Here is a 25,216-nt window from a genome sequence, read left to right on the forward strand (position 1 = left end):
ATGAATCGCGCCATGCGAAGCGCATCGTTGAGGATCGAAGGCCGCCCTGTGATCGCCTTGTTGCTGGCGATCGGATGCCTCGCGCTTGGCGAGCGAGCGCGCGCCGCGTCGATGCTGCGCTGCGAGTCCGATGACAACACGGTCACGTATGTCAGCACGCGCATCGAAAACGCAAAGTGCATCCGCGTGAACATGAACTGGCAGTGGACGCCGCCTGCAGCGTCATCCGCATCGATGGCGTCGGCCGCGCCGCCCGCCGCGCCGCTCACGCGACGTCAGACCACGGCGCGCATCTACAGCTATGTCGCAGACGGCGTGCGCCACTTCGTGTCCAGGAAACCGGCCGGCGTTGCGGCGAACGTAACGGTCATCGAGTTGCGTTTCATGGAGACGTGCAATCTGTGCTCGCCCGGCGATGACGTCAACGTTGCGGGGCTCGCGCTCGACACGCGTTCCTACGGACGCGAAATCGATGCCGCCGCCGCGTCGTTCAACGTCGACAGCGCGCTCGTGCGCGCGGTGATTCACGCGGAATCGGCGTATCGCGCGAACGCGATCTCCCGCGCGGGCGCGCAGGGCCTCATGCAACTGATGCCGGCGACGGCGACGCGCTTCAACGTCGGCGATCCGTTCGACGCGGCGCAAAACATTCGCGGCGGCGTGCAGTATCTGTCGTGGCTGCTCAGGCGCTTCAACAACAATCTCGATCTCGCGCTGGCCGCGTACAACAGCGGCGAGGCGGCCGTCGATCGCTACAACGGCGTGCCGCCATACAACGAGACGCGCACGTATGTGTCGCGCGTGAAGACGCTCGCCGAGCGTTATCGCGACGGGCGCTGAACGCTTCACGCGTTCCCTCGCGCGGATGTTGCCGCGAGGGAACGCGCCGGCGCTTACTTCGTGTTGTCGACTTCGACCTTGCCGTTGTATGTCACCTTGCCGCGGAAGAAGTAGTCCGTGCACGCCTTGTAATCGCCCGGATTGATGAGCGAGAAGGGCATCTGATAGTCGACCAGCTTGCATCCCGTCGCCGGCTTGCCGTTGATCCACGAATAGTCCTTGTCGAGATACGCCTTGATCGCGGGGCCGAGCCTTCGTTGAAGCCTTTCATGTTGGCGCAGCCGAGCGGTTCGTCGGCGGGAATGGTCACGCCCAGCTCGCGCGTGAACTCCTTGTACGCGTTGATGCGGTTCGTCACCTGCGATTTTTCCGCGCCGCCGCCGCCGCACTCGATCCCGCCGTTGATGATGAACACCGTCGCGCCGAAGCCCGGCTTCATGTTGTTGCCGATATCGACGGCGTTCGGTTTCCAGGTTCCGTCGACGGCCCAGGTCATCGGCGGCTTGGGCGTTTGCGGCGTCACGGCGAACCAGATCGCGGATGCGAAGTTGAGCCACGTATCCGCGACGCGTCCGGGATTGTCGAGCAGGATGTTGACGTCGCCATACAGCGCCTGCGAGAACGGGCCGAAGTTGTAGTTCCACGAGAGCTGCTTCGCGCCGCGCCCGAAGTAGTCGAGATACTTGCCCGAGGCATTCTTCGCGCACGGATAGAAGATCCAGTTCGTCGCGTGCGAGCCGGGGATGCACTGCTGATACGCGCCGACCGCCGAGCCTTCCGTGTATCCCGATTCGCGCAGGAACCACAGACCTTGCTGCCAGAAGGGAATCGGCGTGTTTTGCGGCATCGTCGCGAGTACCGGGTTGTTGTGCTCGGCGTCGTTCGAGCGCGCTTGCGCCGGCGTCAGCGAATTCCAGTTCGCGCCGGTTTCCTGCACGAAGTGCGCGAACGATGTGGCGAGCAGCTTGCGACAGATGGCGTCGGCGTCGCGTCCGTCCGTGTAGTCGCCGCAGTAGGCCGGGAATTTAGCGATGCCGCGCAGGAAGTTCACGTACGAATAAGCGATGTTGCGTACAGGGAAGAGCGCGTCGAACTTCGCTTCGGGGATGATCGCTTCGACGCGCTTCACGTTCGACGGATTGGCGGCGCGTTTCGGCACGACGGCGTTGACTTCGTCGTCGGGCAGCACGCGCAGGGCGTCGCGCAGCGTCGCGATCTGGCCGCCGGATTGGTCGATCAGCGCTTTCTCGGACGCGTTGAACTGGGCCTGCGTCGGGTAATCGGCGGGCGCGGGGATGTAGGTGATTTGAGGTTTGTAGGACGCGGGGGTTGGCGTTGGGGTTGGCGTTGGGGTTGGAGTTGGCGTTGGGGTTGGCGTTGGCGTTGGCGTCGGAACCGGAGTGGGCACAGGTACGGGCGTCGGCGTCGGCGTGGGCACCGGCACCGGAGTCGGCGTGGGCGTTGGAGTCGGAACAGGCGTCGGCGCAGGAACAGGCGCAGGAACAGGCGTAGGAACAGGCGTAGGAACGGGCGTCGGGCTCGGCGTTGCGCCGCTGCACGCGCCGAGGTCTTCCCACACGCCATACGCGCCCGATTGCGCGGGATTGTCGCCCTGCGTCCACCACTTGTTTCGATAGTTCCGCCCGTTGTACGTCACGCGCGTGTTCGCCTGCGCATAAACCTGACTCGCGGACCACGCCGTGTAGCAGCCGGACGGTGTTGGTGTCGGCGTTGGCGTTGGCGTTGGCGTTGGCGTTGGTGTCGGCGTTGGTGTCGGAACCGGCGTCGGCGTCGGCGTGGGCGTCGGAACAGGCGTCGGAGTCGGAACCGGAACCGGAGCAGGAACCGGCACAGGCGTCGGAGCCGGAGCCGGAGCCGGCGCAGGCGTCCCCGCCGCGCCGACATCCTTCCACAACGTCGGCGACGCAGCCGGATTCCATCCCGCGCCGGGATAAGCCGTATGCGTCTGCAAAGCCTGATAGACGCGTCCGTTGTACGTGACTGTCGTGCCCGCCGAATAGGTCGTGCCCTCGGTCCAGGCCTGCTGCGCGAACGTCAGACCCGCCTGAAGCATCAGCGCGGCCGGCAGCAATGCCAGCTTTCTTCGAATCGATGTCATCTCAGTCTCTCCAGCGTGAAGGTCCGGATGCGCGCCGGACGATTGAAGTCGGCTACCGTCGGCTCATGTTCTTTTCCGGGTAGTACGTGAACTTCCATTCCGAAATGCTCGTCTGCAGCCCGAAGCTCGCATCGCTGTCGGAAAATCCGTCCTTCTTGAGCGGCGCTTCGTTCGATGCGCTGTACACGCCGTATAACTCGCCGTCCGGCCCGCGAATCTCCTGCCACGGGCCGTCGTTGGTCATCGGATCGGCATAGGCCTCGCGCAGATAGCGCTGCACGTATGACGCGCGCGGATCGCGCAGCAGATCGTCGAAGCGCTTCGGGAACGCGCCGCTCTTGTCGGCCTTGACGTAAGCCTCGATCGCCCGGCGGATCGCGTCGCCGCGGCGCAGCAGCTCGTCTTCCTTCACGCGCTGGATTTGCGTGGTCCATACGGTGCCGACCGCCATCAGACAGATGGAGATCAGCGCGACGCACATCAGCGCCCACAACATGCCGAAGCCGCGCTCGCGCTTTCGACGTGCGCCGCCGCGCCGCTCACCACGCGCTGTAATCGCTGCCATCCTTGCCCTTGCCTTTCGCGCCGCTGCGCACGTTGTAGACGCCGGGTGTGCCGTCGGCGGGCGGCTCGGTCGTCCATGCGGTGCGATTGCCCGCGACCGGGTCGATCGGTATCTCGCGCAGATAGCGCTTCTGCACGAGCTCATCGAGCGATTGCGGATGGCGCCCCTGATCCGCGCGAAAGCGGTCGATGGAATCGCGCATCGCGGCGAGGTTCTGATGCAGCACGGTTTCCTTCGCCTTGTCCGCCTGGCCGAAGTAGCGCGGCACGACGAGCGTGAGCAAGGTCGCGATGATCGCCAGCACGACCAGCAACTCGATCAGCGTGAATGCGCGCAGCGCCTTCTTCCACATGGCTCTCACCACTTTCGATAGGGAACGCCGTTGAGACCGGTGCCTTCGGAGAGCGAATAGACGTCGTAGACGTCGTCGCCTTCGCTCGGCGAATCGGGCGGGCTCGCGTAGCTGCGCTTGCCCCAGGTCGCGTCGTCGGAGCGGCTCGGGCAGTCGCACATCGGGTCGCGCGGCACGCGGCGCAGAAAGTAGATGCGCGCGTGCGTCGGACTCGTCTTGTCGACGACGCCTTCGACGAGCGTTGCAAGCTTCGCCGGATAGCCCGTCTCGCCGACGGGACGGTCGATCTTGCCGTCGTCGCCGGCTTTCTTGTAGGCGTCGATCGCGTCGCGGATGCTCCACAGCGCGCGCCTGAACTCGTCCTCCCGGTTGCGCTGCGCGGCGATCTGCACGAGGGGCGCGGCGACCATCGCGAGCGCGGCGAGGATCGCGAGCGTGACCAGCAGTTCGATGATCGTGAAGCCCCTTTCCATCGTCGTCGGCCGGCTGCGCGGTTCAGGGTTGCTCGCGCGGCAGCCGCTGCGCTTCGCCGGTTGACTGAAGCGTCGGCGCGGGCGGCGGCAGGATCGCGATGGGCGGCGCGCTCGGCGGCTCGTTCGGCACGGATGGAGCCGATGGAGCCGACGGAGCGGGCAGCGGGGCTGCGGCGACCGCACCGGCCGCGACCGCCGGCGCGGCGGCGACCGGCGGCGGCAGACGCAAGCTCTCGTTGCCGGTCACGACATCGCGCTCGGTGCTGATGCGCGTTTCCGTGCCCGAATCGAACTGCATCGCGTTGCCGGTCGGCACGGCCTGATTGCGCACGATGCGCGGCGTGAGCAGCAAGACGAGTTCGGTTTCCTTCGAGTCGTCGGCGCGCGAGCCGAAGATGCGGTCGAAAATCGGCAGGCGGCTCAATCCCGGCAGGCCCGATCCCGAGCTGCGATCGTTGCGCTGGAGCAGGCCCGCGAGCATCTGCGTTTCGTTGTTGCGCACGCTCATCACGGTTTCGGCGGTGCGGGTGCCGATCTGGTACGCGACGAGCCCGGTCGACGTCGTGATCGTGTCGGTGACATTCGACACTTCCATGCGCAGCTTCACCTGCACTTCGTCGGGACTGGCGATCACCGGCGCGACTTCCAGCGTGAGGCCGACGTCCTGATAGTTGACGCTCTCGGAGCTGAAGTTGCTGGAGAGCGTCGTCGTGACGACGGGCAGCCGGTCGCCGATCAGCACCTTCGCCTTCTCGCGATTGCGCACGCGGATGCTCGGATTGGCGAGCGTGCGCGTCTTGCCGTGCGTCTGCAAAAAGTTGATGCCGACCGGCCCGATCCGCACCAGCACGTCGCTGCTGTTGAGGTTATGCAGTTGTTCGAGCGTGACGGTGTTGTCGGGCAGCGTGGTGCCGTCGTCGATCGTGCCGGACTTGAGCCCGAACGTGATGCGGTCCGGATACTGGATACCCATGTTCAGCAGATCGGACGACGACACTTCGAGCACCTGCGCGTCGATGACCACTTCGGCGGGCGTCACGTCGAGCGCGCGGATGATGCGCTCCGCCACTTTGATCGTGTCCGGCGCGTCGCGCATGATGATCGCGTTGGTGCGCTCGTCGAGCACGGCGTCGCGGGTCTTGACCATCTGCTTGAGCACGCCGAGCACCTGCGCCGCCGTCGAGTTCTGCAGATAGAACGTCCGCACGACGAGATCCTTGTACTCGGTTTCCTTGTCGGGCCGCTTCGGGTAGATGAGGATCGAATTGCCGCTCACGATCTTGCTCGAAAGCTGATTGGCCTGGAGCACCATCGACAGCACCTGCTTGACGGGCGTGTTGCTCGCGAAGATCGTGGTCGGCGCGGTCGCTTGCACTTCGCGGTCGAACGTGAAGTTCAGCCCTGTGATGTTCGACACCAGCTCGAAGATGCTGATGATCGGCTGATCGCGGAACTGCACCGTGATCGGTTGATCGAGGTCCTTGTTGAGCTTCGGCTCGATCGATTGTCCCTTCGGCGCGAGCAGTTCTTCGCGCAGCCGGATCGCGCGCGCGTTGTCGGGCTGCTTCGCGAGCACGTCGATAACGGCCGAGAGCGCCGCCTGCGGCTGATCCAGACGCACCGATTCGGCGTAGCGCACTTCCGCGTCGATCGGCGCCTGTCGCTCGATCCACTCGATCATCTCGCGCGGGTTGTCGTCGCCGGGCGCGGCCTGCTGCGCCTTGTGCGCCCAGCCGAGCGCCTGCGCCGCGTCGCCCGCGCGGTACGCGACGGTCGCGCGTTGCAGGTATTCCATCGACAGCCTGCGCCGCAACGCGAGATACCAGCTTCTGATTTCCAGATCGTCGGGATACTGCGCGCTTTGCTGCGCGAGCAGTTCGAGCTGGGCGTCGGGCGGCATGCCCGCGAGCCGGTTTTGCAGATCCTGCCGATGCAGATCCCCCGCGCATGCCGCGATGAGCGGAATCAACAGGCAGACCGTCACGTCTTTGAGCCGGCTCATTTGAGTTCTCCAAGCGACAGCGTCTGCCGGCGCTTCAGCGGCAGGTACGTGAACTGGACTTCGCGGCGGCTGATGTCGTCGATGCGATAAGCGTTCAGCATCACGTCGCCCTTGTGCAGGAAGCCCTTCTTCTGGCAGTTCATGCAGAGCGGGAACTCGCGGTTCGCGCCGGAAATGACCACATAGAAAACGCCTTGCTGATCGAGCCAGAGCGAGCGAACCGCGAACGGCAGCGGCGGCGGCTCGGGCGGCGGCGGCGGCTTCGACGGCTTGGGCGGTTCGGGCGGCGGCGGCGGCGGCGGTGGCTGCCAGTTCTGCGTCGGAAAGAGATCGATGGGCGCGGGTCCGGCCGCCGCGACGATATCGGCTGCGCTCGCCGCCGGCGGCGCGGAAGCGGGCGCGGCGGGCTTCGCCGTCGATGTCGCCGCTGACTGTTGCGGTTCGGGCGCCGTATCGTCGCCGCCGCGAAAATACGTGAATACGACGAGCGCGAGCGCCGCCAACATCAGCCCCAGCACCGGACGCGAGATCTTCAGGGTGCGCAGGTCGAGCCGGCTCATTTCGTTGCTTCCACGAGAAACGCGCATTGCAGGCGCACCTCCAGTTGCGTCACGCCGATATTCGGCCGCGACAGGGTGAGCCGTTCGCAGCGCAGGCCCGGCAGCGTCCGCAGTTCGTGCATGAAGCCGCGGAACTGCAGATAAGTGGCGCTGAACGTCGTCTCGACGACATAGCGCCGCAGCGACGGATCGTCCTTCTCCTGCGCGGCGAGCTGATACGTGATCTGCGGAATCGCGATGCCGTTCTTCGCCGCGATCGCATGCAGACTGTGCAGGAACACGAAATAACGCTCCTCGGGGCTGACCGGTGCGACGGCTTCGTCGGGCGAGGGTGGCGGCGGTTGCGTCAGATGGACGGCGCGCGCGTTCAGATCGGCCTCACGCTGCGCGATGTCGCGATGCAAGGGCAGGATGTCGGTCAGCGCGACGATCGCCGCGCCCGCGATGAGCAGTACCGCGAGCAGCCCGAAGGCGCCGAGCCGCCACTGCGCGCGCCGCAGTTCCCAGACGAGGCGGTTCATCGGCGCGCTCCGCTCGGATGGGCGGCGTGGCTCGCCTGGGGCCGCGCTTGCGATGCGGCCGGAGCGGCGGAAGCCGGCGATGCCGCCGATGCCGCCGATGCCGCCGAAGCCGCCGAAGCCGCCGTCGATGCCGCCGAAGCCGCCGTCGATGCCGCCGAAGCCGCCGCCGATGCCGCCGAAGCCGCCGCCGATGCCGCCGATGCCGAAACAGCGGCCGCAACCGCCGAAGCCGCCACCGGGCGCGCGACGAACGCCTTCCACGTGACCTGCAACGACGTCTCCACCGATGGCGCCGGCGGTCCCGGCTTCTGAATCTGCCGCTTGATCGCGACGCTTTCCGCGCCGGGCTGCGCCTGAAGCCAGTCGGCGTAAGAGATCGCTTCCTGGACCGAGCGCGTCTCGAACTGCATGTTGATCTGCCGCGACGCGGTGACGAAATCCAGCGACAGCAGCGCGATATTCGGATGCCATCCGCCTTCGATCAGATCGCGCGCCGGTTCCGTCGCGTAGCGCTGCTGCGCCATCAACTGCGCCATGCGCGCGTCGCCGGACTCGCGATGCGCGTTGCTGATCACATGAAACTTCGCTTCCTGCTTCGCGATCGTCGCCTCGCGTTCGTCGAGCGCCTCGCCTTGTTCCTTGAGCGCGTCGCGATACTGCATCGCCGCGATCAGCGCGACGATCCCGACGACGAGCGCGAGCAGCCCCACGGCCGCGCCGGGCCGGTTCGGACGATGCAGGTCGATGACGGGCGCTTTCATGTCGCGGCATCCCAGGGCGCGGGCAGCCATTCGACGAGCGCGGCGTCGGCCGACCAGCGCTCGCGCGCGTCCGGTCCGCCCGGTCCGCCCGGTCCAATCACGTAGCGGCGTTCGGGCGGCGTATCGGCGCAGAGCGCGAACGCGTCGCGCAGCACGCCATCGAGCGCGCCCTCGCGCGTGCGCGTCACCGGCAATGCGATGAAGGCCGTCCATCCGCCGCCGCGCCGCAGCCCGATATGCGCGATGGCCGCGTCACGCTCCGTTTCCTCCAGCGCGACGATCGCGATCGCGCCGTCGCGGATGCGCGCCGCATGCTTCTGCATCGCGAAGGTATACGCCGGCTCGATGCCGAGCAGTTGCAGCTTGCGCGTCTTGCACAGACGCTCGATGCCCGCGCACAGCGCCTCCGATATCGCGGCGGCGAGGCGTCCCTGTTCCCACGCGCCATCGGTGACGGCGTAGCGCCACGCCTCGGTGCCCGCGCCCATCTGCACGGCCTGCACGCGTGCGGCGGCGACCCAGTCCTGCGGTTTCGGCAGCGGCTGCCACGGCAGCGCGTGATAGCGCGCGAACGGTGCGCCGACCACCACGCGCAGCCCATGCAGACCGAGGTTCGCGGGCTTCGGCGCGAGCGTTTCGATGGCCTTGAGCGCCGCGGCGACATCGTTCGCCGATGACAGCGGCATCGGCGCGCCGCCGAACGTGCGGGCGTGCCGTCCGTCGATCCAGATCGTCGTGCGGCTCATGAATGCGGGCGTTTTGATCGACGGCGCATTCAGCTTCGGCCGCTTCTTCGCGACGCTGCGCAACGCTTCGAGATGGTCCGACCAACGCGACATGATTCGCCTCCGTCAGCCTTCGACCATCGTGACGCGATTGACTTCGGCGAGCGTCGTGCGTCCGTCGGCGACCGCGCGCAACGCGATGCCGCGCAGCGGCACGAAGCCGCTCTGATACGCGAGTTGCTTCAGCTCGACGATCGGCCGCCGCTCGACGAAGCATTGCTTGATCGCATCGTTCAGGCGCAGCACTTCCGCGATCGGCTGACGTCCGAGATAGCCCGTGCGCCTGCACGCCTCGCAGCCCGCGCCTTTGCGGAAACGCCAGCCGGCGATCTCTTCGCGCGTGAGCGCCGAAGCGCGCAGCAGCGCGTCGTCGGGCGGATCGTCGTCGCGCACGCAATGCGGGCAGTTCTTGCGCATCAGCCGTTGCGCGACCGCGCCGAGCAGCGCGTCGACGAAACTGTGCATGTCGACGCCCATGTGCAGGAAGCGGTCGAGCACGGAGAAGACGTTGTTCGCGTGGACGGACGTCAGCACGAGGTGGCCGGTCAGCGCTGCCTGCACGGCGATGCCCGCCGTTTCGCCATCGCGGATTTCGCCGACGAGAATCTTGTCCGGATCGTGCCGCAGGATCGAGCGCAGGCCGCGCGCGAACGTGAGCCCTTTCTTGTCGTTGATGGGAATTTGCAGCACGCCCGGCAACTCGTATTCCACCGGATCTTCGATCGTGATGATCTTCTCGTCGCCGGTATTGATTTCGGTGAGCGTCGCGTAGAGCGTCGTCGATTTGCCCGAGCCGGTTGGCCCGGTCACGAGCAGGAGACCGTACGGCTCGTGCGCGATCGTGCGGATCGCCTCGACGATCTCCGGCTCGTGGCCGATCGAATCGAGCCGCAGCGCGGTGGCGCCGGCCTCGCCGCGTTGCTTGTCGAGCACGCGCAGCACGGCGTCTTCGCCGTGGATCGACGGCATGATCGAGACGCGAAAATCGATCTCGCGCTGATTGATGATCGCCTTGAAGCGCCCGTCCTGCGGAATGCGCCGCTCGCCGATATCGAGATCGGCCATGACCTTCAGGCGCGACAGCACTTGCTCGGCCGTGTCGATGCCCGGCGCGCTCGCCGTTTCCTGCAGCACGCCGTCGATGCGGTATTTGATGACGAGTCCCGCCGCCGTGCTTTCGATATGGATATCCGATGCGCGGGCCCGCAGCGCGTCGTACAGCGACGAATTGACGAGCCGGATCACGGGATGCACATCGGCGGCGAGCGTGGCGAGCGTGATCTCGACGCCCGCATCGGCGCTCGCCGACGACTTGCCCTCGACGCTGATCTGCGTGAGCGCCTGATGCGCCGATTCATGCAGCGCGAGGTACGCCATCAGTTCGGCGGGCACGCAGAACGCGAACGCGAAGGGCTTCTTCACGCGGTTCATCGCCCAGGCGCGCATGTTGGCGTCGAAAGGGTCGGCGAGCACGAGCCACAAGTGCGCGCCGGGGTCGTCGGCGAGCAGGCACTTGCGCGACATCGCGTCGCCGAAAGAGAGCAGGTCGAAGCGCGGCGTGAGCGTTTCGAGCGCTTGCGCGTCGAAGCCGCGCAGGCCGAGCGTCGCCGTCACGTTATGCAGATAGTCGGCGGGATCGTGATCGGCATCGTCCCAGAATCGCTGCTGGCGCGTGCGCGTATCGGGCGCGATGTGCGCGGCTTGTTCCATGATTCACCCCACGGCTCCGGCCAGTTGGAAGATCGGCATGTAGAGCAGGAAGATGATCGTCCCGATGATGCTGCCCACCACCAGCATCAGGACGGGCTCGACCACGCGCATCAGCGTGTCGATCGCGCGGTCCAGCTCTTCGTCGCAAAACTCGGCCGAGCGCGTCACCATGCCGGCCAGCTCGCCGCTTTGCTCGCCCACGCGGATGAGCCGTTCGGCCACCGGCGTCGTCAGGTTCGCGGCGGGCAGCGCGCCGGAGAGCGGCTTGCCCGCGCGAATTTCGTCGAGCGCCTGCGCGAGTGCCGTCTGCAATTGCGCGGGCAAGACCTGCGCGGCGAGTTCCATCGACGTGACCATCGACATGCCGCCCGCGAGCAAGAGGCCGAGCGTGCGGTAGAAGCGCGTCAGCGCGAAGAGGCGCTGATAGTCCGCGAGCTTCGGCAGGCGCATGAACGCTTCGAAGAGCCGCGCGCGCACTTTCTCGCTGCGCAACGACAAGCCCGCGCCGACGATCGCGCCGACGACGCCCGCGAGCAGCAGCCCGCCGTGCGCCTCGACGAGATTTCCCCATGCGAGCATCACGCGGGCGGAGAACGGAATCTCCTTCATCGACGCGAACACCTGGCTGAACTTCGGGATCACGTAGAACGCGAGAAACAGGACGATGAGCGCGCCCGTCGCGATGACGATCGACGGATACACCATCGACGACACGACTTTCTTGCGCACCACGGAGAGCCGCGCGTCGTAGTGGTGATAGCGCTTGAGCGCCTCGGCGAGATGGCCGGTCTGTTCGGCGGAGGCCACGGTCGCGACGTAGAGCGGCGGAAAGTGCGCGGGCTGCCGCTCGAGCGCGCGCGACAGCGGCTCGCCTTCGTAGAGCGCGGAAACGATCTGCGCGAGCACTGTGCGATTGAGCCCGTCGCGGCTCTTGTCGCGCAATGTCTCGACGGTCTCGACGAGGCTCAGGCCCGCTTCGAGCAGCGCGATCAGCTCTTGCGTGAAGAGCGCGCGCTCGAACACGGGCTTGCGGAACGTGAAGCCCGCCTTGCGCTTTTCGAGCGGCGTCGCTTCGATGAGCGACAGACCCATGTCGGCGACGCTCTGGCGCAACTGGGCGTCATCGGCGGCGTCGAGTTCCAGCTCCTGCTGGCCGCCGTCGCTTTCGACCCGTACGCGATATCGCATGGCGCTCACCGCGCGGATCATTTGGCGACGATGTCCGCGTCCTCGCCCGATCCGCCCGGCTTGCCGTCGGCGCCGTAGGTCATCAGGTCGTAGTCCTTGCCGCCTTCGCCCGGCGATCGATAGATATACGGCTTGCCCCACGGATCGTTCGGAATCGCGCTGCTCATGTACGGACCTTCCCAGCCCGACGTGTTGCCGACGTTGGTCATCAGCGCGGCGAGGCCGGCGTCGGTGCCCGGATAGTGCCCGGTGTCCAGCCGATAACGGTCGAGCGCGCTTTCGATGCCCTTCATCTGCGATGCCGCCGTCTTGCTGCGCGCCTTGCCCACTTCGCCGAAGAGCTTCGGTCCGACATAGCCCGCCAATAGCGCGATGATGAGCAGCACCACCAGCAGTTCGAGCAAGGTGAAGCCGCGCCGGCGCAAGCCGATGCCGGTCTGCGTCAGCTTTCCCCTCAGTGCGGCAGCCTTCGTCAAATGGTTATACATGGCAGCCCCCGGCAGGTTCGGATCTCGGCGCCGCGCGCGTCTGCCCGGTCGGGCGATACGCGCGCGGCCCGTCGAGCATCACTTCAGTCCGTCGCTCATCACTTTCAGCAACTCGGCGTTGGGTCCGTCGCCGTCGAGTTCCCAGGCGAACGAGCCGCGCAGGTTCTGCGCTTTCACGTAGTCCATCTTGAGTTTCATGGTTCCGGGCGTGTCGTAGGACCACCAGGTGGTGCCGTCGAACTTGTACGCGGTTTTCGCGACCGGATGCTCGTACACCGTGCCGGCCGCGCTCTTCAGGAGGCGGTAGTCCTGGATGCCTTCCTCGTACTTGCCCGGCGCGGGCTTGGTGGCTTTCTGATACAGGCCGTCGCCTTGCGGACCCTTGGTGACGCCGGTCCAGCCGCGTCCGTAGAACGGCACGCCGACCACGATCTTCGATGTCGGCACGCCGCCTGCGAGCAGCGCCTTCACCGCTCCGTCGACGTTATAGGTCGGCGCATACTGGCCCGCCTTGTAGTTCGGGCTGTCGGGGTCGCCGTAGAGCGGCGCCTGGAAGTCGGTCGGCCCGTTGGTTTCCCATCCGCCGTGGAAGTCGTACGACATGATGTTGATCCAGTCGAGCGACTTGCTGTATTCGCCCGGCTCGGTCATCGCGATCTTGTCGCCGCCCGCGCCGATCGCGACCGTCAGCAGATAGCGCTTGCCGTTCTGGGCGCCGATGGCGTCGAGTTGCTTGCGGAACTCGGCGAGCAGCAGCGTGTAGTTCTTCTTGTCGTTCGGATCGACGGCGTTGTATGGCTGGCCGCCGCCGCCGGGGAATTCCCAGTCGATGTCGATGCCGTCGAACACGTCCGCGCCGATGCCGTCGCCGCCCGCGTTCGAGCCGGCGTCATAGGGCAGATTGCCCTTGATGTAGACGTCGATGCACGAGCTCACGAGCTGCTTGCGCAGCGCGTCGGTTGCCGCCGCTTTGCCGAACCATCGCGACCAGGTCCAGCCGCCAAGCGAAATGATCACCTTCAGGTTCGGATGCTTGGCGTTCAACTGCTTGAGCTGATTGAAGTTCCCTTTCAGCGGGCCGGCTCCGGCTTTGCCGTAGCGCGGATCGTTCGTCGGGAAGTCCCAGGTGTCGCCCTTGCCGCTGACGGCTTCGTTGGCGCCGAAGTTCTTTTGATAGTCGGCCCAGGCGTCGCCGCCGGTGCCTGCGTCCGCGGCGTTCGGATTGGTCGCGCCCGGCTCGGCCTTGTTGATGATGCCGCACTCGTAGCCGCCGTTCTTCTGGTAGAGGTTGCCGAACGCGTAGTTGATGAACGTGAGCATCGAGGCAGAGCCGGTCGTGTCGACGTCCTTGAGCTTGTAGTTGCGATCGTAGATGCCCCACTGCGCGAAGTAGCCGCCGATTTCACGCGCCCCTGAGGGGGAGGGTGCGGGTGTGGGTGTGGGTGTCGGCGTCGGTGTTGGGGCCGGCGTTGGCACCGGCGTTGGCGTCGGTGTTGGAACCGGCGTGGGCGTCGGCGTTGGTGTTGGAACCGGCGTCGGCGTCGGCGTGGGCGTGGGCGTCGGCGTCGGCGTGGGCGTGGGCGTGGGCGTCGGAACGGGTGTTGGCGTCGGTGTCGGAACCGGCGTCGGCGCAGGAGCAGGAGCAGGCGACGGCCCGCCCGAGCACGCGCCGAGATCTTCCCATACGCCGTATTGCCCGGATTGCGCCGGATTTTCGCCCTGCGTCCACCACTTGTTTCGATAATTGCGGCCGTTGTAGGTCACGCGCGTGCCCGCCGTCGCATAAGCCTGCGTCGACGACCACGCGTCATAACACGCGGCGCCCGACGGTGTCGGCGTGGGCGTGGGCGTCGGAGTCGGAGTCGGCGTTGGCGTTGGCGTGGGTGTTGGAGTCGGCGTTGGAGTCGGTGTCGGCGTGGGACTCGGCGTTGGAGTCGGTGTCGGCGTCGGCGTGCCGCCCGTTGCGCCGAGATCCTTCCACAACGTCGGCGTGGTGGAAGGCGTCCATCCCGCGCCGGGGTAGGCGGTATGCGATTGCAGCGCCTGATAGGTGTGGCCGTTGTAAGTGACGGTGGCGCCTGCCGAATATGTGGTCCCTTCCTGCCACTCGGCGCCATTGGCGCTGACTGAATAGGCAACCAGCAATGCCAGCGTCAATGCGCTAATTTTGGAATGCTTAACAAGGCGATTCATGAGAATGGCCTCCTTTGTTTCGATTATGGTTGGTTTCGATTCTCTACATTGTCAAGCTGTTTGCCTCAAACGCCGCGCATTTCAAGCGCCTATACGCGGATATTTTGATAATCCAAGCTTCTCCACTAAGCAAGTTGGAAATTGATGATTAGTTTTCCTTCTGGTTTTCTTATAGGCGTGCTTTTTACGCGACGCAAAGAATACTGCTTCGAAATATGGCACCGTCGATTTGAATATGCACGTCGTGAGTTCGACATCGGGCCGTTATTTTCAATCGGCATTCCGGCGATATGGATCGTTGATGCATGCAGCGATGCGAATGTGAAACGCGCCGCAGGTCCGTATGCGGGATCGCTTTAATCGCCTGCCGGTATATCGGCGTATCGGTGCGTCAGAACTGAACCGTGACGGCAACGATCGGTGGATAGTTTTCGCTGCCGGACACACTGGTCGATGCCGCCGCGCCCTTGACGTGAGATGCGTGCTCGATCGATTGCAACGATAGCGCCTCACCCGAAGCCGATCTCGCTTCGACGCCGACGCGATACGGCGTTTTGGTCCCGCCGCAATTCACCGCGACGCGGCTTGCCTGATCGATTTCGACAGGTGCGCCGGGCGTGACGATCGAGCAGGCATTTTCGATTGTCAGCGCGATGTCCATTTTAGCCGTGCCGCTTTTCGCGAAACCTTCGGGAGACACAGCAAGCGTTTCCGCCGCAATCAAGGCGGCGAATGCGGCATGGTAGAGCGAGTGACTTTTCATGAATGGACCCGAGGGGATATTGATTTTTCGCGCCATGCAACAGTGCGTATGCGCGGGTGCTTTCTAAAAAGCCCCGCGCCTTTGAAAAAAGGAAACCGAAATGCTTAGAAAACCAGCGTCGCGGTGATGGTCGACGAATACGTGCCCGCAGCCGGCGTGTCTTGCGACGGCACGCGGCCATAAACCGTGATGCTCTGGTTCGAGCCGTCGCCCGTGCCTGCGACCGTGTCGCTGTCCACCGTATTGCCCCAGACCTGCGTGCGCGCCGTATCCCGATACAGATTGAATTCGACCGATGCATCGCCGGCCGCGTTGCTCATCTTGCGGTCCGCGACAGTCGAGCCGTTCGCGGTGCCCGCGTCGAGCGCGACGCTGTAGGCCGTGCCCTTGGTGCATGTGACCGAGAGCGTCGTCGTCTGATCGAGGTTGTTGCTGATCACGCCGGTGCTGCCGAAATTCAGCGGGTTCGCGGCGATGGAGCAGTCGTCCTGCACGGTCAGCGTGACATCGAATGTCGCGCTCTTGCTGGCGGCCATTGCATTGGGCGAAGCGACGACGCCGAGCGTGGCGGCGCCGGCAACGATGGCGATGACGGCGGCTTTGCTGAACAGATTGCGCATGAGAATCTCCGGTATCAGATTGACGACGCCGATTGCGTTTGGCGTCGCGAGAACATGAGCAAATGATAGGGAGCGCGCGTCTAAGACTGAATGAGACGACTCTTATTTGAGATGGTGAAACGAGCGGTTTCGCCGGATGGCATTGTGCTGACGCGTTTATCGAGATGCCGACGCTACATGTGAAAACGGCCTCCCGAAGGAGGCCGCCTGGCTAACGGTGACGACGTGGATTCAGATCAGTCCTTCGGCCTTGAGCGCGGCCTGCACGCCCGGGCGCGCGCCGACACGCGCCTGATACGCGACGAGCGCGGGCCACTTGCCGAGGTCGAGATCGATATGCTTCGCCCAGCTCAAAACCGTGAACAGATACGCATCGCCGATGCTGAATTCGTTGCCGAGCAGGAACTGCTTGTCATCGACTTGCTGCGCGACGTAGGCGAGACGGCGTTCGAGATTGGCCATCGCCGCGGCCTTCCAGTCGCTGCTTGCGGCCGGGTTGAAGAACGGCGAGAAGTTCTTGTGCAGTTCCGTGCCGATGAACGTGAGCCAGCTTTGCAGACGGTACCGCGCCATCGCATCGTTGAGCGGCGCGAGATGCTTCGCCGGGACCTGATCGGCGATGTATTGCATGATCGCCGGGCCTTCGGTCAGCAGTTCCCCGTTGTCGAGCAGGAGCGCGGGCACGTAACCCTTCGCGTTGATCTTGGTGAAATCCGCGCCGCTCGCGGTGAGCTTGGTCTTGAGATCGACGGCTTCGGTTTCGTAGGCGAGCCCGGATTCTTCGAGCGCGATGTGCGACGCGAGGGAACAGGCGCCTGCCTTGTAGAACAGTTTCAAAACAATTCCTCCAGGATGAGTCGCACGATTATGAACGATGTCGTGCTTGCGCAGCATCCGCTATCGCGAAACGAATTGTGTCGTTTGATGAAAGATCGAACCGCGATCAATCGAGGATGAAATCGCGCGAGGATGCGACGGTCTTCGGCGGCATCGGGAAGTCGGGGTCGGCGGCCATGTCGTGCAGCGCGGCTTCGATCGCGTCGCAGATGGCGTTCAACGCGAGATCGTTTTCCTCGAGGCCGAACGGATCTTCGATCTGCGCGGCGATCGCCTCCAGCGCCATGAACGCATACGCGACGAGCAACGCGAAAAGCGGCGTGAGCAGGCCGGCGCCATCGACGAGGCCGAACGGCAGCATCACGCAGAAGAGGTAGATCGTGCGGTGAATCATCACCGAGTAGGAGAAGGGCAGCGGCGTGGAGGCGATGCGCTCGCATCCGCCGATCACATCCGAAAGCGCGTTCAGATTGTGCTGAATCGCGAGGACGGCATAGCCGTCGAGCGCGTCTTCCCGCTTGCGTTCGGCGACCCATTCGCCGAGCCAGAGCAGAATCAGCGCGGGCCGGAACTTCGCGGCGGCCACGCGTGCGTGCAGTTCAGGCGAGAGGCGGGGCGCGAGATCGGCGAGCGCGTCGGTGTTGCGCAGTTGATGTCTCAACGCGTGAGGCAGCGCGCCGAGCGCGGACAGAAAACGTCGCTCCTCAGCGCGGTCGCGATTGTCCGGCAGCGACAGCGCCTGCTGCGCCAGCGCGCGCGATGTGTTGAGCAGCGTGCCCCACAGCTTGCGGCCTTCCCACCATCGCTCGTAACTCGCGCTATTGCGGAAACCGAGAAACACCGCGAGCGCGATGCCGACGAGCGCGAACGGCGGCGTGCCGAGCCCGAGCGGATAGTGCCGCATGTGGTCGTGCATGAAGATCGCCGCGAGCGACAGCGCGAAGATCAGCCCGAGGCGCGGCAGCAGTTGCGGCAGCACGGAGCCGCGCCACACGAACAGCAGCCGGAACCAGTTGAGCTTGGGGCGAATGATCATGGACGAGCTTGCCGGTGAAACCGCAATGAATTTCCGATTATCTCGAAAATAAGGTGCATCGCGCGCGAGACATGGCGTCGCGTGCGGAAACGAAAAGGCCGTCCTTGCGAACGGCCTTCGAGATCAGCAACGCGACAATGCGATCAGAGCGCCGCGCGCGCCGCTTTCGCCGCCGCGCGCACCTGATCCGGCGCGGTGCCGCCCGGATGATTGCGGCTCGCGACCGAGCCTTCGAGCGTCAGATAGTCGAACACGTCTTCGCCGATCAGATGCGCGACGTTCGGCAGTTCGATACGCATCGCGTCGAGCGACAGGTCCGCGATATCGCAGCCGCGATCGTCGCAGATACGCACCGCGTGCGCGACGGCTTCGTGCGCGTCGCGAAACGGCAGGCCGCGCTTCACGAGATAGTCGGCGAGATCGGTGGCGGTCGAGAAGCCTTGCAGCGCGGCCGCGCGCATCGCCTGCGGCTTCACCGTGATGCCTGCGGCCATTTCCGCGAAGATGCGCAGCGTATCCGCGACCGTATCGACGGTATCGAACAGCGGCTCCTTGTCTTCCTGATTGTCCTTGTTGTACGCGAGCGGCTGGCCTTTCATCAGCGTGAGCAGCGCCATCAGATGGCCGTTCACGCGGCCCGTCTTGCCGCGCGCGAGTTCGGGCACGTCGGGATTCTTCTTCTGCGGCATGATCGACGAACCCGTGCAGAAACGGTCCGCCAGGTCGATGAAGCCGACGCGCGGGCTCATCCACAGCACGAGTTCTTCGGAGAAGCGCGACACGTGCGTCATGACGAGCGCGGCCGCCGCCGTGAATTCGATCGCGAAGTCGCGGTCGGACACGGCGTCGAGCGAATTCGCGCAGATGCCGTCGAAGCCGAGCGCCGCCGCGACCGCGTGACGGTCGATCGGATAGCTCGTGCCCGCGAGCGCCGCCGCGCCCAGCGGCAGACGGTTCACGCGACGGCGCAGATCGCGCATGCGCTCGGCATCGCGCGAGAACATTTCGACATAGGCCAAAAGGTGATGCCCGAACGTGACCGGCTGCGCGACCTGCAGGTGCGTGAAGCCCGGCATGATGGTGTCGGCATGCTTTTCGGCCATGTCGATGAGCGCGACGCGCAACTCCTTCAGCAGCTCGCCGATGCGGTCGATTTCGCCGCGCAGCCACAGGCGGATGTCGGTCGCGACCTGATCGTTGCGCGAGCGGCCGGTGTGCAGGCGCTTGCCCGCATCGCCGATCAGCGCCGTCAGGCGCGCCTCGATGTTCAGATGCACGTCTTCCAGATCCAGCTTCCACTCGAACTCGCCGCGCTCGATTTCGCCCTTGATCTGCGCCATGCCGCGCTCGATGGCGGCGAGGTCGTCGGCGCTGATGATCTTCTGCGCCGCAAGCATGGACGCGTGCGCGAGCGAGCCTTGAATGTCGACGAGCGCGAGCCGGTTGTCGAAGAACACCGACGACGTGTAGCGCTTGACGAGCTCCGACATCGGCTCGGAGAAGCGAGCCGACCAGGCTTCGCCTTTTTTGTGGAGTTGGGACGTCATGGTGATGTTTTCAGCGGTTCGGGCTTCGGGAAGTCGACAATCTTAACATTCGGCACTATTCCGATCCGACCAGAATCACGAGCTTCAAATCCTCGCGATGCGCGGGCTTGAACGTGATCTGATTGAACACGACGCGCCCGCGCGACGGATGATTGAACGCGCGCTCGCCGCCTTCGCGCTCGAACACGTCCTGCGACGCCCAGTAGCGCGCGAAGGCATCGCTCGCGGCGGAGAGATCGTCGATGAGCGCGCGCGTCGGCGCATCGTTCAGATGGCGGATCGAATCGGCGCGGAATTCGGCCGCGAGACGCCGCGCGCGCGTTTCCCAGTCGACGATCAGCGCGCGCGCCGCCGGCGACGTGAACGTGTACGTGAGCAGATTGCGGTCGTGCTCGCCGTCGAGCCAGCCGACGAACAGCGCCGACGCATGCTCGTTCCAGCGCAGCGCGTTCCACTGACGATCGAGCACGTAGGCGGGCGCGGCGATCAGCCCGACGGTCTGGAGCAGCGCGGCGGGCGCGTCCTGCGAAGCCGGATCGGGCTCGGCGGGATCGCGCTGGGCGGCGAGCTCGAAAAGATACGCACGTTCGGCGCGCGACAGTTGCAGCGCGACGGCGATGCGCGCGAGGGCATCGGCGGAAGCGGACACGGGCCGGCCTTGCTCGATCCAGGTGTACCAGGTCGGGCTCACGCCGCACAGTTGCGCGACTTCTTCGCGGCGCAAGCCGGGCGTGCGGCGGCGCGGGCCGGGCGCGAGTCCGACCGCTTGCGGCGACAGCCTTTCGCGATGCGCGCGGATGAACTCGCCGAGCGCGTGCGCGGACGTTTCGGCGAGGGTTTCGTTCTTGTCGATGTGATTCATGCGTGGCAGGTGGTGTACATACCAGAATAACTGCACAACTTGTACTGGTACAAAGCGGGTTCTATTGTAGCGACACAAGACCACGACGAAACCGGAGCCCACGATGAAACACCACGATCAGGTCGCAGACGCATTCGGCAGCACCGCTGCCGCGTATCTCACGAGCGCCGTCCATGCGAGCGGCGCGGATCTGCAGAATCTCTCCGCGACGTTCGCGGCCACTTGCGGCAACGCGCGCGTGCTGGACATGGGATGCGGCGCGGGCCACGCGAGCTTTGCGATCGCGCCGCACGTGCGCGAAGTGGTGGCGTACGACATCGCCCCGCAGATGCTCGCGACCGTGGAAGCCGCCGCGAAGGAACGCGGCCTGACGACGATTCGCACGCAGCAGGGCGCGGCCGAAACGCTGCCGTTCGCGGATGCGTCGTTCGACTGGGCCGTGAGCCGGATGAGCGCGCATCATTGGCGCGACGTTTCGTCAGCGCTTGCCGAAGTGCATCGCGTGTTGAAGCCTGGCGGGCGGCTGAAGTTCATCGATATCGCGGGCATCGACGATCCGCTCTACGACACGCACATTCAGGCGATCGAAATCCTGCGCGATGCGTCGCATATCCGTGACTATCGCGCCGACGAATGGATCGCGATGCTCGATGCCGCCGGTTTCGATGCGCAAATCGCCGAGCGCTGGCGCATCCCGCTGGAATTCGAGTCGTGGGTGACGCGGATGCGTACGCCGGCCGAGCGCGTGACGGCCATCAGATCGATGTGGGCGAGCGCGCCGGATGAGGTGCGGCAGTATTTCAACGTGAAGGATGATTGCTCGTTCGAGCTCGATGCGGTGATGGTGGAGGGGAAGCGGCGTGGTTGAAGATTGTTGGATGTCGCTCGATCCTCGGGTTCGTGTCGGTGACGGTTGTTGATTTCGCCGGATCCCTTATTCGCGTCGGTCTATTAGCGTTGCCCCTGTGCGGGGCGGCAGTCACTTTCTTTGCTGCTGCAAAGAAAGTGACCAAAGAAAGCAGCTTTTCAGGCCCGCGGTCACACGCAATTTGGGTAGTTCTCTCGTCCCAGGTGGCACTCGCCTAAGGAGTGCCCTCATCACAATCACCCGGCTTGGCTCGCGCACGGTCTGCCACATCGCACCACACAACGAACTGGTTCAGCACCAAACAGCTCCAGCCCGCTTCGCGGCCGACCGGTTAAGCGGGACTGCCAGTGCTTCGCTATTAACATCGCTATCGCACTGCGCACGCAAACCGATGGTTTCCCTTGCATGCCCTACGGCAGCGCGAAGCGCTGTGCCGAAGCTATTTCGTGCTGAACCAATGTTCTGAACACCTTCGGGCGGCAGACCGTGCGCGAGCCAAGCCCGATTGGTCCTTTGAGGGCACTCTTTAGGCGAGTGCCGCCCGGGACGAGAGAACTACCCAACGTGCGTGTGACCGTGGGCCTGAAAAGCTGCTTTCTTTGCCTACTTTCTTTGCAGCAGCAAAGAAAGTAGGTGCCGCCCCGCACAGGGGCAACGCCAATAGACCGACACGAAATCGGGATCCGCCGAAACCCACGCATACATCGAGGCAACGTTGCATCCCGAACCAAAACGCCCCGCCAAGGGAAGGCATCAGCCGGTATTACGCAACCCCGCGGCAATCCCGTTGATCGTCAAATGAATCCCGCGCCGCAGCCGCACGTTCTGATCGCCCGCGCGGTGACGCTTCAACAGCTCCACTTGCAAGTGATTGAGCGGATCGAGATAAGGGAAGCGGTTCTTGATCGAACGCGCGAGCAGCGGGTTATCCGAAAGACGATCGATCTTGCCGGTAATTTCGCCGAGCACGTCGCACGTGCGCTGATGCTCCGCGACGATCTTGTCGAACACGGTCTTGCGCAGCTTCTTGTCGGTGACGAGCTGCGCATAGCGCGACGCGACGGCGAGATCGGTCTTCGCGAGCACCATGTCCATGTTCGACAGCAGGTTCTTGAAGAACGGCCACGTCTTGTGCATCTTGCGCAGCGTCGCGAGACGTTTCGCGCGTTCATCGTCGGAACCGGCGCGGTCGAGATACGCCGTCACCGCGCTGCCGAAGCCGTACCAGCCCGTCAGCAAGAGACGGCACTGGCCCCACGAGAAGCCCCACGGAATCGCGCGCAGATCCTCGATCTTGCGCTGCTTCGGATCCTGCAGCTTGCGCGACGCCGGCCGGCTGCCGATGTTCAGCTCCGCGATCTCCGAAATCGGCGTCGACAGGAAGAAGTAGTCGGTGAAGCCCGGCGTCTCGTAGACGAGCGCGCGATACGCGGCCATCGCGGAATCGGAGAGCGTCTGCATCGCCGCTTCGAATTGCGGCAACTGCGCGGGCGCGTTCTCGTGCGGCAACAGCGATGCTTCCAGCGTCGCGGCGACGACCGTCTCCAGATTGCGCCGCCCGATTTCCGCGTTCGCGAACTTGCTCGCAATCACTTCGCCTTGCTCGGTCAGGCGGATTTGCCCGTCGACGGTGCCGGGCGGCTGCGACAGAATCGCCTGATACGTCGGGCCGCCGCCGCGTCCGACCGTGCCGCCGCGTCCGTGGAAGAGGCGCAGCGTCGTGCCACGCTCCTTGAACAGCGTGACGAGCGCCAGTTCCGCGCGATACAGCTCCCAGTTCGACGTGAGGAAACCGCCGTCCTTGTTGCTGTCCGAATAGCCGAGCATCACTTCCTGCTCGTTGCCCTGATTTTCGATGAGCTTGTCGATGCCCGGCAGCGCGAAGAATTCGCCCATGATGACCGGCGCGTTGCGCAAGTCGGCGATGGTCTCGAAGAGCGGAATGACCATCAGGCCGTCGCGCGGGGAATCGTCCTTCGCGCCGAGATAGCCTTGCAGCACGCCCGTTTCCTTCTGCAGCAACATCACTTCCAGCAAGTCGCTGACGGTCTCCGTATGCGAAATGATGTAGTTGCGCACCGCGCGCGCACCGAACTTCGCGCGCGTCTCGCGGGCCGCTTCGAGCACGCCGAGCTCGCTTTTCGCGAGATCGGAATAGTGCGCGTATGGAAGGCGCAGCGGGCGCGGCTGCGCGAGCTCCTTCAGCAGCACTTCGCGCTTCTGCTCTTCGGTGAGTGACGCGTAATCCTCGACGACGCCCGCACGCGCGAGCAGCTCGCTCACGACGGCCTCGTGAATGTCCGAGCTTTGCCGCAAGTCGATGCTCGCGAGATGGAAGCCGAACACTTCGGCGGCGCGCGCGAGCGGCGACAGACGCAGGCTCGACATCGACGCGCCGTGATGCTCCGCGAGCGAATCGATCAGCACGTGCAGGTCGCGCACGAATTCGGAGGCATCGGCGTAGGGCGTCGCGCGAATCTGCGGTGCGCCCGGACCCGCGCTACGCACGGTCACGACGCCTTCGCCGAGCCGCACGCGCGCGCTCGCCGCAAGCCGCGTGTAGATGCCGATGAGCGCGCGCCGATACGGCTCGTCCTTGCGATGCGGCGACTGGTCGGGCGAGGCATCGGCGAGTGCTTTCAGGGCATCGCTCGAACCGGCGAGCAGGTCCGACACGGACAATTCCGCGCCGAGCTTGTGCGTCTCTTCCAGATAGTGTTCGAAGATGACGATCGCCTGACGCGTGATCGCGTTTTCGAGCGTTTCGCCGGTGACGAACGGATTGCCGTCGCGGTCGCCGCCGATCCAGCTTCCCATCTGAAAGAACGGCGGCAGGCGCACGGGCAGGCCGTGTTCCGCGAGCGCGGCTTCGATATCGGCGTAGAGCGCGGGAATTTCGGCGAGAAAGGTCGCGCGATAGTAAGACAGCGCGTTGTCGATTTCATCGGCGACGGAAAGGCGCGCGTCGCGCAACATGCGCGTCTGCCACAGCGACGTCACGCGTGCGCGCAGCACCGCTTCGTTCTGTGCGCGTTCGCGCGCGGTCAGTTCCTGATCGCGCTCGGCGAGCAGACGCGCGATATCGTGTTGCGCGTCGAGAATGCTCTTGCGCGAGACTTCGGTCGGATGCGCCGTGAGGACGGGTACGATCAGCGCATCGCCGAAAAATCTCTCGAGCAGTTTGCGCGTCGCGCTGATGTTCTTGTGCTCGCGCATGCGCTCGATCGCATACGCGATGGTGCCCGGCTGCGAACCCGAGCCCGCGAGCGCGTGAATGCGCCGCCGGCGATTGTGATGGCGGTCTTCGGCGATGTTCGCGAGATGCGAGAAGTAGCTGAACGCACGCACGACCGACACCGTCTGTTCCGGCGACAGCGCGCGCAGCTTCTTTTCGAGCGTCTGCGAGGCTTCGACGTCGTCCTCGCGGCGGAACTTCACGGCCGTCTGACGAATGGCCTCGACGACCTCGAACACGGCGTCGCCTTCCTGCTCGCGCAGCACTTCGCCGAGCACACGCCCGAGAAAGCGGATGTCTTCGAAGAGCGGGCGGTCCTTGTCGTCGCGCGTGCGGCTCGCGGGCTTCGGGGGCTTCGCGGCTTTCGCGACGGCCACGCCGTTGGGGCGCGGCGTTTTGAGCTTCGTCGGCGCGGTCTTGGTCGCGATGGCTTTCTTCGCGAGCTTCGGCGCGATGGCGGCTTTCGAAGCCTTCGCGGCCGTCGCGGCCTTCGTCGTGACGATGGGCGACGACGCCGCGCGCGGCGCGTCGGAGGAGGAAGACTTGGGCAATGCGGCGTTGCGGCGCGCCGGGCGAGCCGATCCGGATGACGTCACGTTGGGTTCCTCTCGAAAGCTGCGAAGCCAGGGTACATCGACATGATCCGGCGACCTCGACGGGCGCCGCATCGGCAGAAAATCGCGGGCCGCGCGAACGGCCGTGCGTCAAACCGGCGACAGCATGCCGCGGCATTCTTCGCGCCCCGAAGCGTTCATCGCGCGCGACGCGGCCGGGGCCGTCGTTCACGCCGCTACGAACACACCACGGACGCCCCGAAAGGCGCATCGGACAAGGCTCTCGCGCGCTGCCCGGGTGTCGGTGGACCTTGGCGTGCGTGCTACCATTGTTCGC

Annotated in this window: 22 protein-coding genes; 2 read left to right on the plus strand and 20 right to left on the minus strand. The window is 65.1% G+C overall.

The genetic code is table 11. The features are described 5' to 3' along the window. Positions 1-12 precede the first annotated feature (12 nt). Positions 13-840: a lytic transglycosylase domain-containing protein gene (locus LDZ23_RS03085; RefSeq protein ID WP_244807775.1), complete on the plus strand. Its 828-nt coding sequence runs from the start codon at positions 13-15 to the stop codon at positions 838-840. Between the two features lie 91 nt (positions 841-931). Here the strand turns inward: LDZ23_RS03085 and LDZ23_RS03090 are convergent, their stop codons facing one another. The 19 genes from LDZ23_RS03090 to LDZ23_RS03180 form a co-directional block, all read right to left on the minus strand. Continuing rightward, on the minus strand, positions 932-2,959 hold the full coding sequence (locus LDZ23_RS03090) for a glycoside hydrolase family 19 protein (protein ID WP_244807776.1): 2,028 nt from the start codon (positions 2,957-2,959) through the stop codon (positions 932-934). Positions 2,960-3,011: 52 nt separating this feature from the next. Further along, a complete protein-coding gene (locus LDZ23_RS03095) occupies positions 3,012-3,524 on the minus strand; it encodes a type II secretion system protein (protein WP_244807777.1) in 513 nt (170 codons plus the stop codon). Continuing rightward, on the minus strand, positions 3,499-3,876 hold the full coding sequence (locus tag LDZ23_RS03100; protein WP_244807778.1) for a type II secretion system protein: 378 nt from the start codon (positions 3,874-3,876) through the stop codon (positions 3,499-3,501). The genes LDZ23_RS03095 and LDZ23_RS03100 overlap by 26 nt, the downstream gene beginning before the upstream one ends. A 5-nt stretch (positions 3,877-3,881) precedes the next feature. Beyond that, a complete protein-coding gene (locus LDZ23_RS03105) occupies positions 3,882-4,349 on the minus strand; it encodes a type II secretion system protein (RefSeq protein WP_244807779.1) in 468 nt (155 codons plus the stop codon). A 22-nt stretch (positions 4,350-4,371) separates the two neighbouring features. Continuing rightward, positions 4,372-6,351: a secretin GspD/PilQ domain-containing protein gene (locus LDZ23_RS03110; protein WP_244807780.1), complete on the minus strand. Its 1,980-nt coding sequence runs from the start codon at positions 6,349-6,351 to the stop codon at positions 4,372-4,374. Next, positions 6,348-6,911: a hypothetical protein gene (locus tag LDZ23_RS03115; RefSeq protein WP_008351026.1), complete on the minus strand. Its 564-nt coding sequence runs from the start codon at positions 6,909-6,911 to the stop codon at positions 6,348-6,350. Before LDZ23_RS03115 ends, LDZ23_RS03110 begins: the two co-directional genes overlap by 4 nt. After that, positions 6,908-7,432 (minus strand): hypothetical protein, encoded by a 525-nt coding sequence (locus tag LDZ23_RS03120; protein ID WP_244807781.1) that lies wholly within the window; start codon positions 7,430-7,432, stop codon positions 6,908-6,910. The genes LDZ23_RS03115 and LDZ23_RS03120 overlap by 4 nt, the downstream gene beginning before the upstream one ends. Continuing rightward, positions 7,429-8,193: a hypothetical protein gene (locus tag LDZ23_RS03125; protein ID WP_244807782.1), complete on the minus strand. Its 765-nt coding sequence runs from the start codon at positions 8,191-8,193 to the stop codon at positions 7,429-7,431. Before LDZ23_RS03125 ends, LDZ23_RS03120 begins: the two co-directional genes overlap by 4 nt. Further along, positions 8,190-9,032: a hypothetical protein gene (locus LDZ23_RS03130; protein WP_244807783.1), complete on the minus strand. Its 843-nt coding sequence runs from the start codon at positions 9,030-9,032 to the stop codon at positions 8,190-8,192. The genes LDZ23_RS03125 and LDZ23_RS03130 overlap by 4 nt, the downstream gene beginning before the upstream one ends. Positions 9,033-9,044: 12 nt before the next feature. Further along, complete coding sequence (locus LDZ23_RS03135; protein ID WP_008351022.1) at positions 9,045-10,688, minus strand: GspE/PulE family protein; 1,644 nt, start codon at positions 10,686-10,688, stop codon at positions 9,045-9,047. Positions 10,689-10,691: 3 nt separating this feature from the next. Further along, on the minus strand, positions 10,692-11,876 hold the full coding sequence (locus tag LDZ23_RS03140; RefSeq protein WP_034474466.1) for a type II secretion system F family protein: 1,185 nt from the start codon (positions 11,874-11,876) through the stop codon (positions 10,692-10,694). 17 nt (positions 11,877-11,893) lie between these two features. Beyond that, positions 11,894-12,364 (minus strand): type II secretion system major pseudopilin GspG, encoded by a 471-nt coding sequence (gene gspG, locus LDZ23_RS03145; RefSeq protein ID WP_008351020.1) that lies wholly within the window; start codon positions 12,362-12,364, stop codon positions 11,894-11,896. A gap of 78 nt (positions 12,365-12,442) precedes the next feature. Then, positions 12,443-14,557, minus strand: coding sequence for a glycosyl hydrolase family 18 protein (locus LDZ23_RS03150; protein ID WP_244807784.1), 2,115 nt, complete (start codon positions 14,555-14,557; stop codon positions 12,443-12,445). A gap of 391 nt (positions 14,558-14,948) precedes the next feature. After that, the gene (locus LDZ23_RS03155; protein WP_152563197.1) at positions 14,949-15,356 is read right to left on the minus strand and encodes a hypothetical protein; all 408 of its coding nucleotides are present in this window, start codon (positions 15,354-15,356) and stop codon (positions 14,949-14,951) included. Between the two features lie 68 nt (positions 15,357-15,424). Continuing rightward, positions 15,425-15,940: a Csu type fimbrial protein gene (locus tag LDZ23_RS03160; RefSeq protein ID WP_244807785.1), complete on the minus strand. Its 516-nt coding sequence runs from the start codon at positions 15,938-15,940 to the stop codon at positions 15,425-15,427. A gap of 231 nt (positions 15,941-16,171) precedes the next feature. Next, positions 16,172-16,777 carry a glutathione transferase GstA gene (gstA, locus tag LDZ23_RS03165; protein ID WP_008351011.1) on the minus strand — a complete coding sequence of 202 codons (606 nt, stop codon included), beginning with the start codon at positions 16,775-16,777 and terminating at the stop codon, positions 16,172-16,174. A 106-nt stretch (positions 16,778-16,883) separates the two neighbouring features. Further along, the gene (locus LDZ23_RS03170) at positions 16,884-17,813 is read right to left on the minus strand and encodes a bestrophin family protein (protein ID WP_008351010.1); all 930 of its coding nucleotides are present in this window, start codon (positions 17,811-17,813) and stop codon (positions 16,884-16,886) included. A 143-nt stretch (positions 17,814-17,956) separates the two neighbouring features. Continuing rightward, the gene (gene argH / locus LDZ23_RS03175) at positions 17,957-19,360 is read right to left on the minus strand and encodes an argininosuccinate lyase (RefSeq protein WP_008351007.1); all 1,404 of its coding nucleotides are present in this window, start codon (positions 19,358-19,360) and stop codon (positions 17,957-17,959) included. Positions 19,361-19,415: 55 nt separating this feature from the next. After that, positions 19,416-20,222, minus strand: a complete 807-nt coding sequence (locus tag LDZ23_RS03180; protein WP_175981740.1) for a helix-turn-helix transcriptional regulator — start codon at positions 20,220-20,222, stop codon at positions 19,416-19,418. A 103-nt stretch (positions 20,223-20,325) separates the two neighbouring features. On the opposite strand from LDZ23_RS03180, the gene LDZ23_RS03185 reads away from it, so the two are divergent. After that, positions 20,326-21,090 carry a class I SAM-dependent methyltransferase gene (locus LDZ23_RS03185; protein ID WP_008351004.1) on the plus strand — a complete coding sequence of 255 codons (765 nt, stop codon included), beginning with the start codon at positions 20,326-20,328 and terminating at the stop codon, positions 21,088-21,090. A 753-nt stretch (positions 21,091-21,843) separates the two neighbouring features. Here LDZ23_RS03185 and ppc read toward each other — a convergent pair. Continuing rightward, the gene (gene ppc, locus LDZ23_RS03190) at positions 21,844-24,921 is read right to left on the minus strand and encodes a phosphoenolpyruvate carboxylase (protein WP_244807786.1); all 3,078 of its coding nucleotides are present in this window, start codon (positions 24,919-24,921) and stop codon (positions 21,844-21,846) included. Positions 24,922-25,216 lie beyond the last annotated feature (295 nt).

It is taken from the genome of Caballeronia zhejiangensis (assembly GCF_022879815.1).
Classification (GTDB): Bacteria; Pseudomonadota; Gammaproteobacteria; order Burkholderiales; family Burkholderiaceae; genus Caballeronia; species Caballeronia zhejiangensis.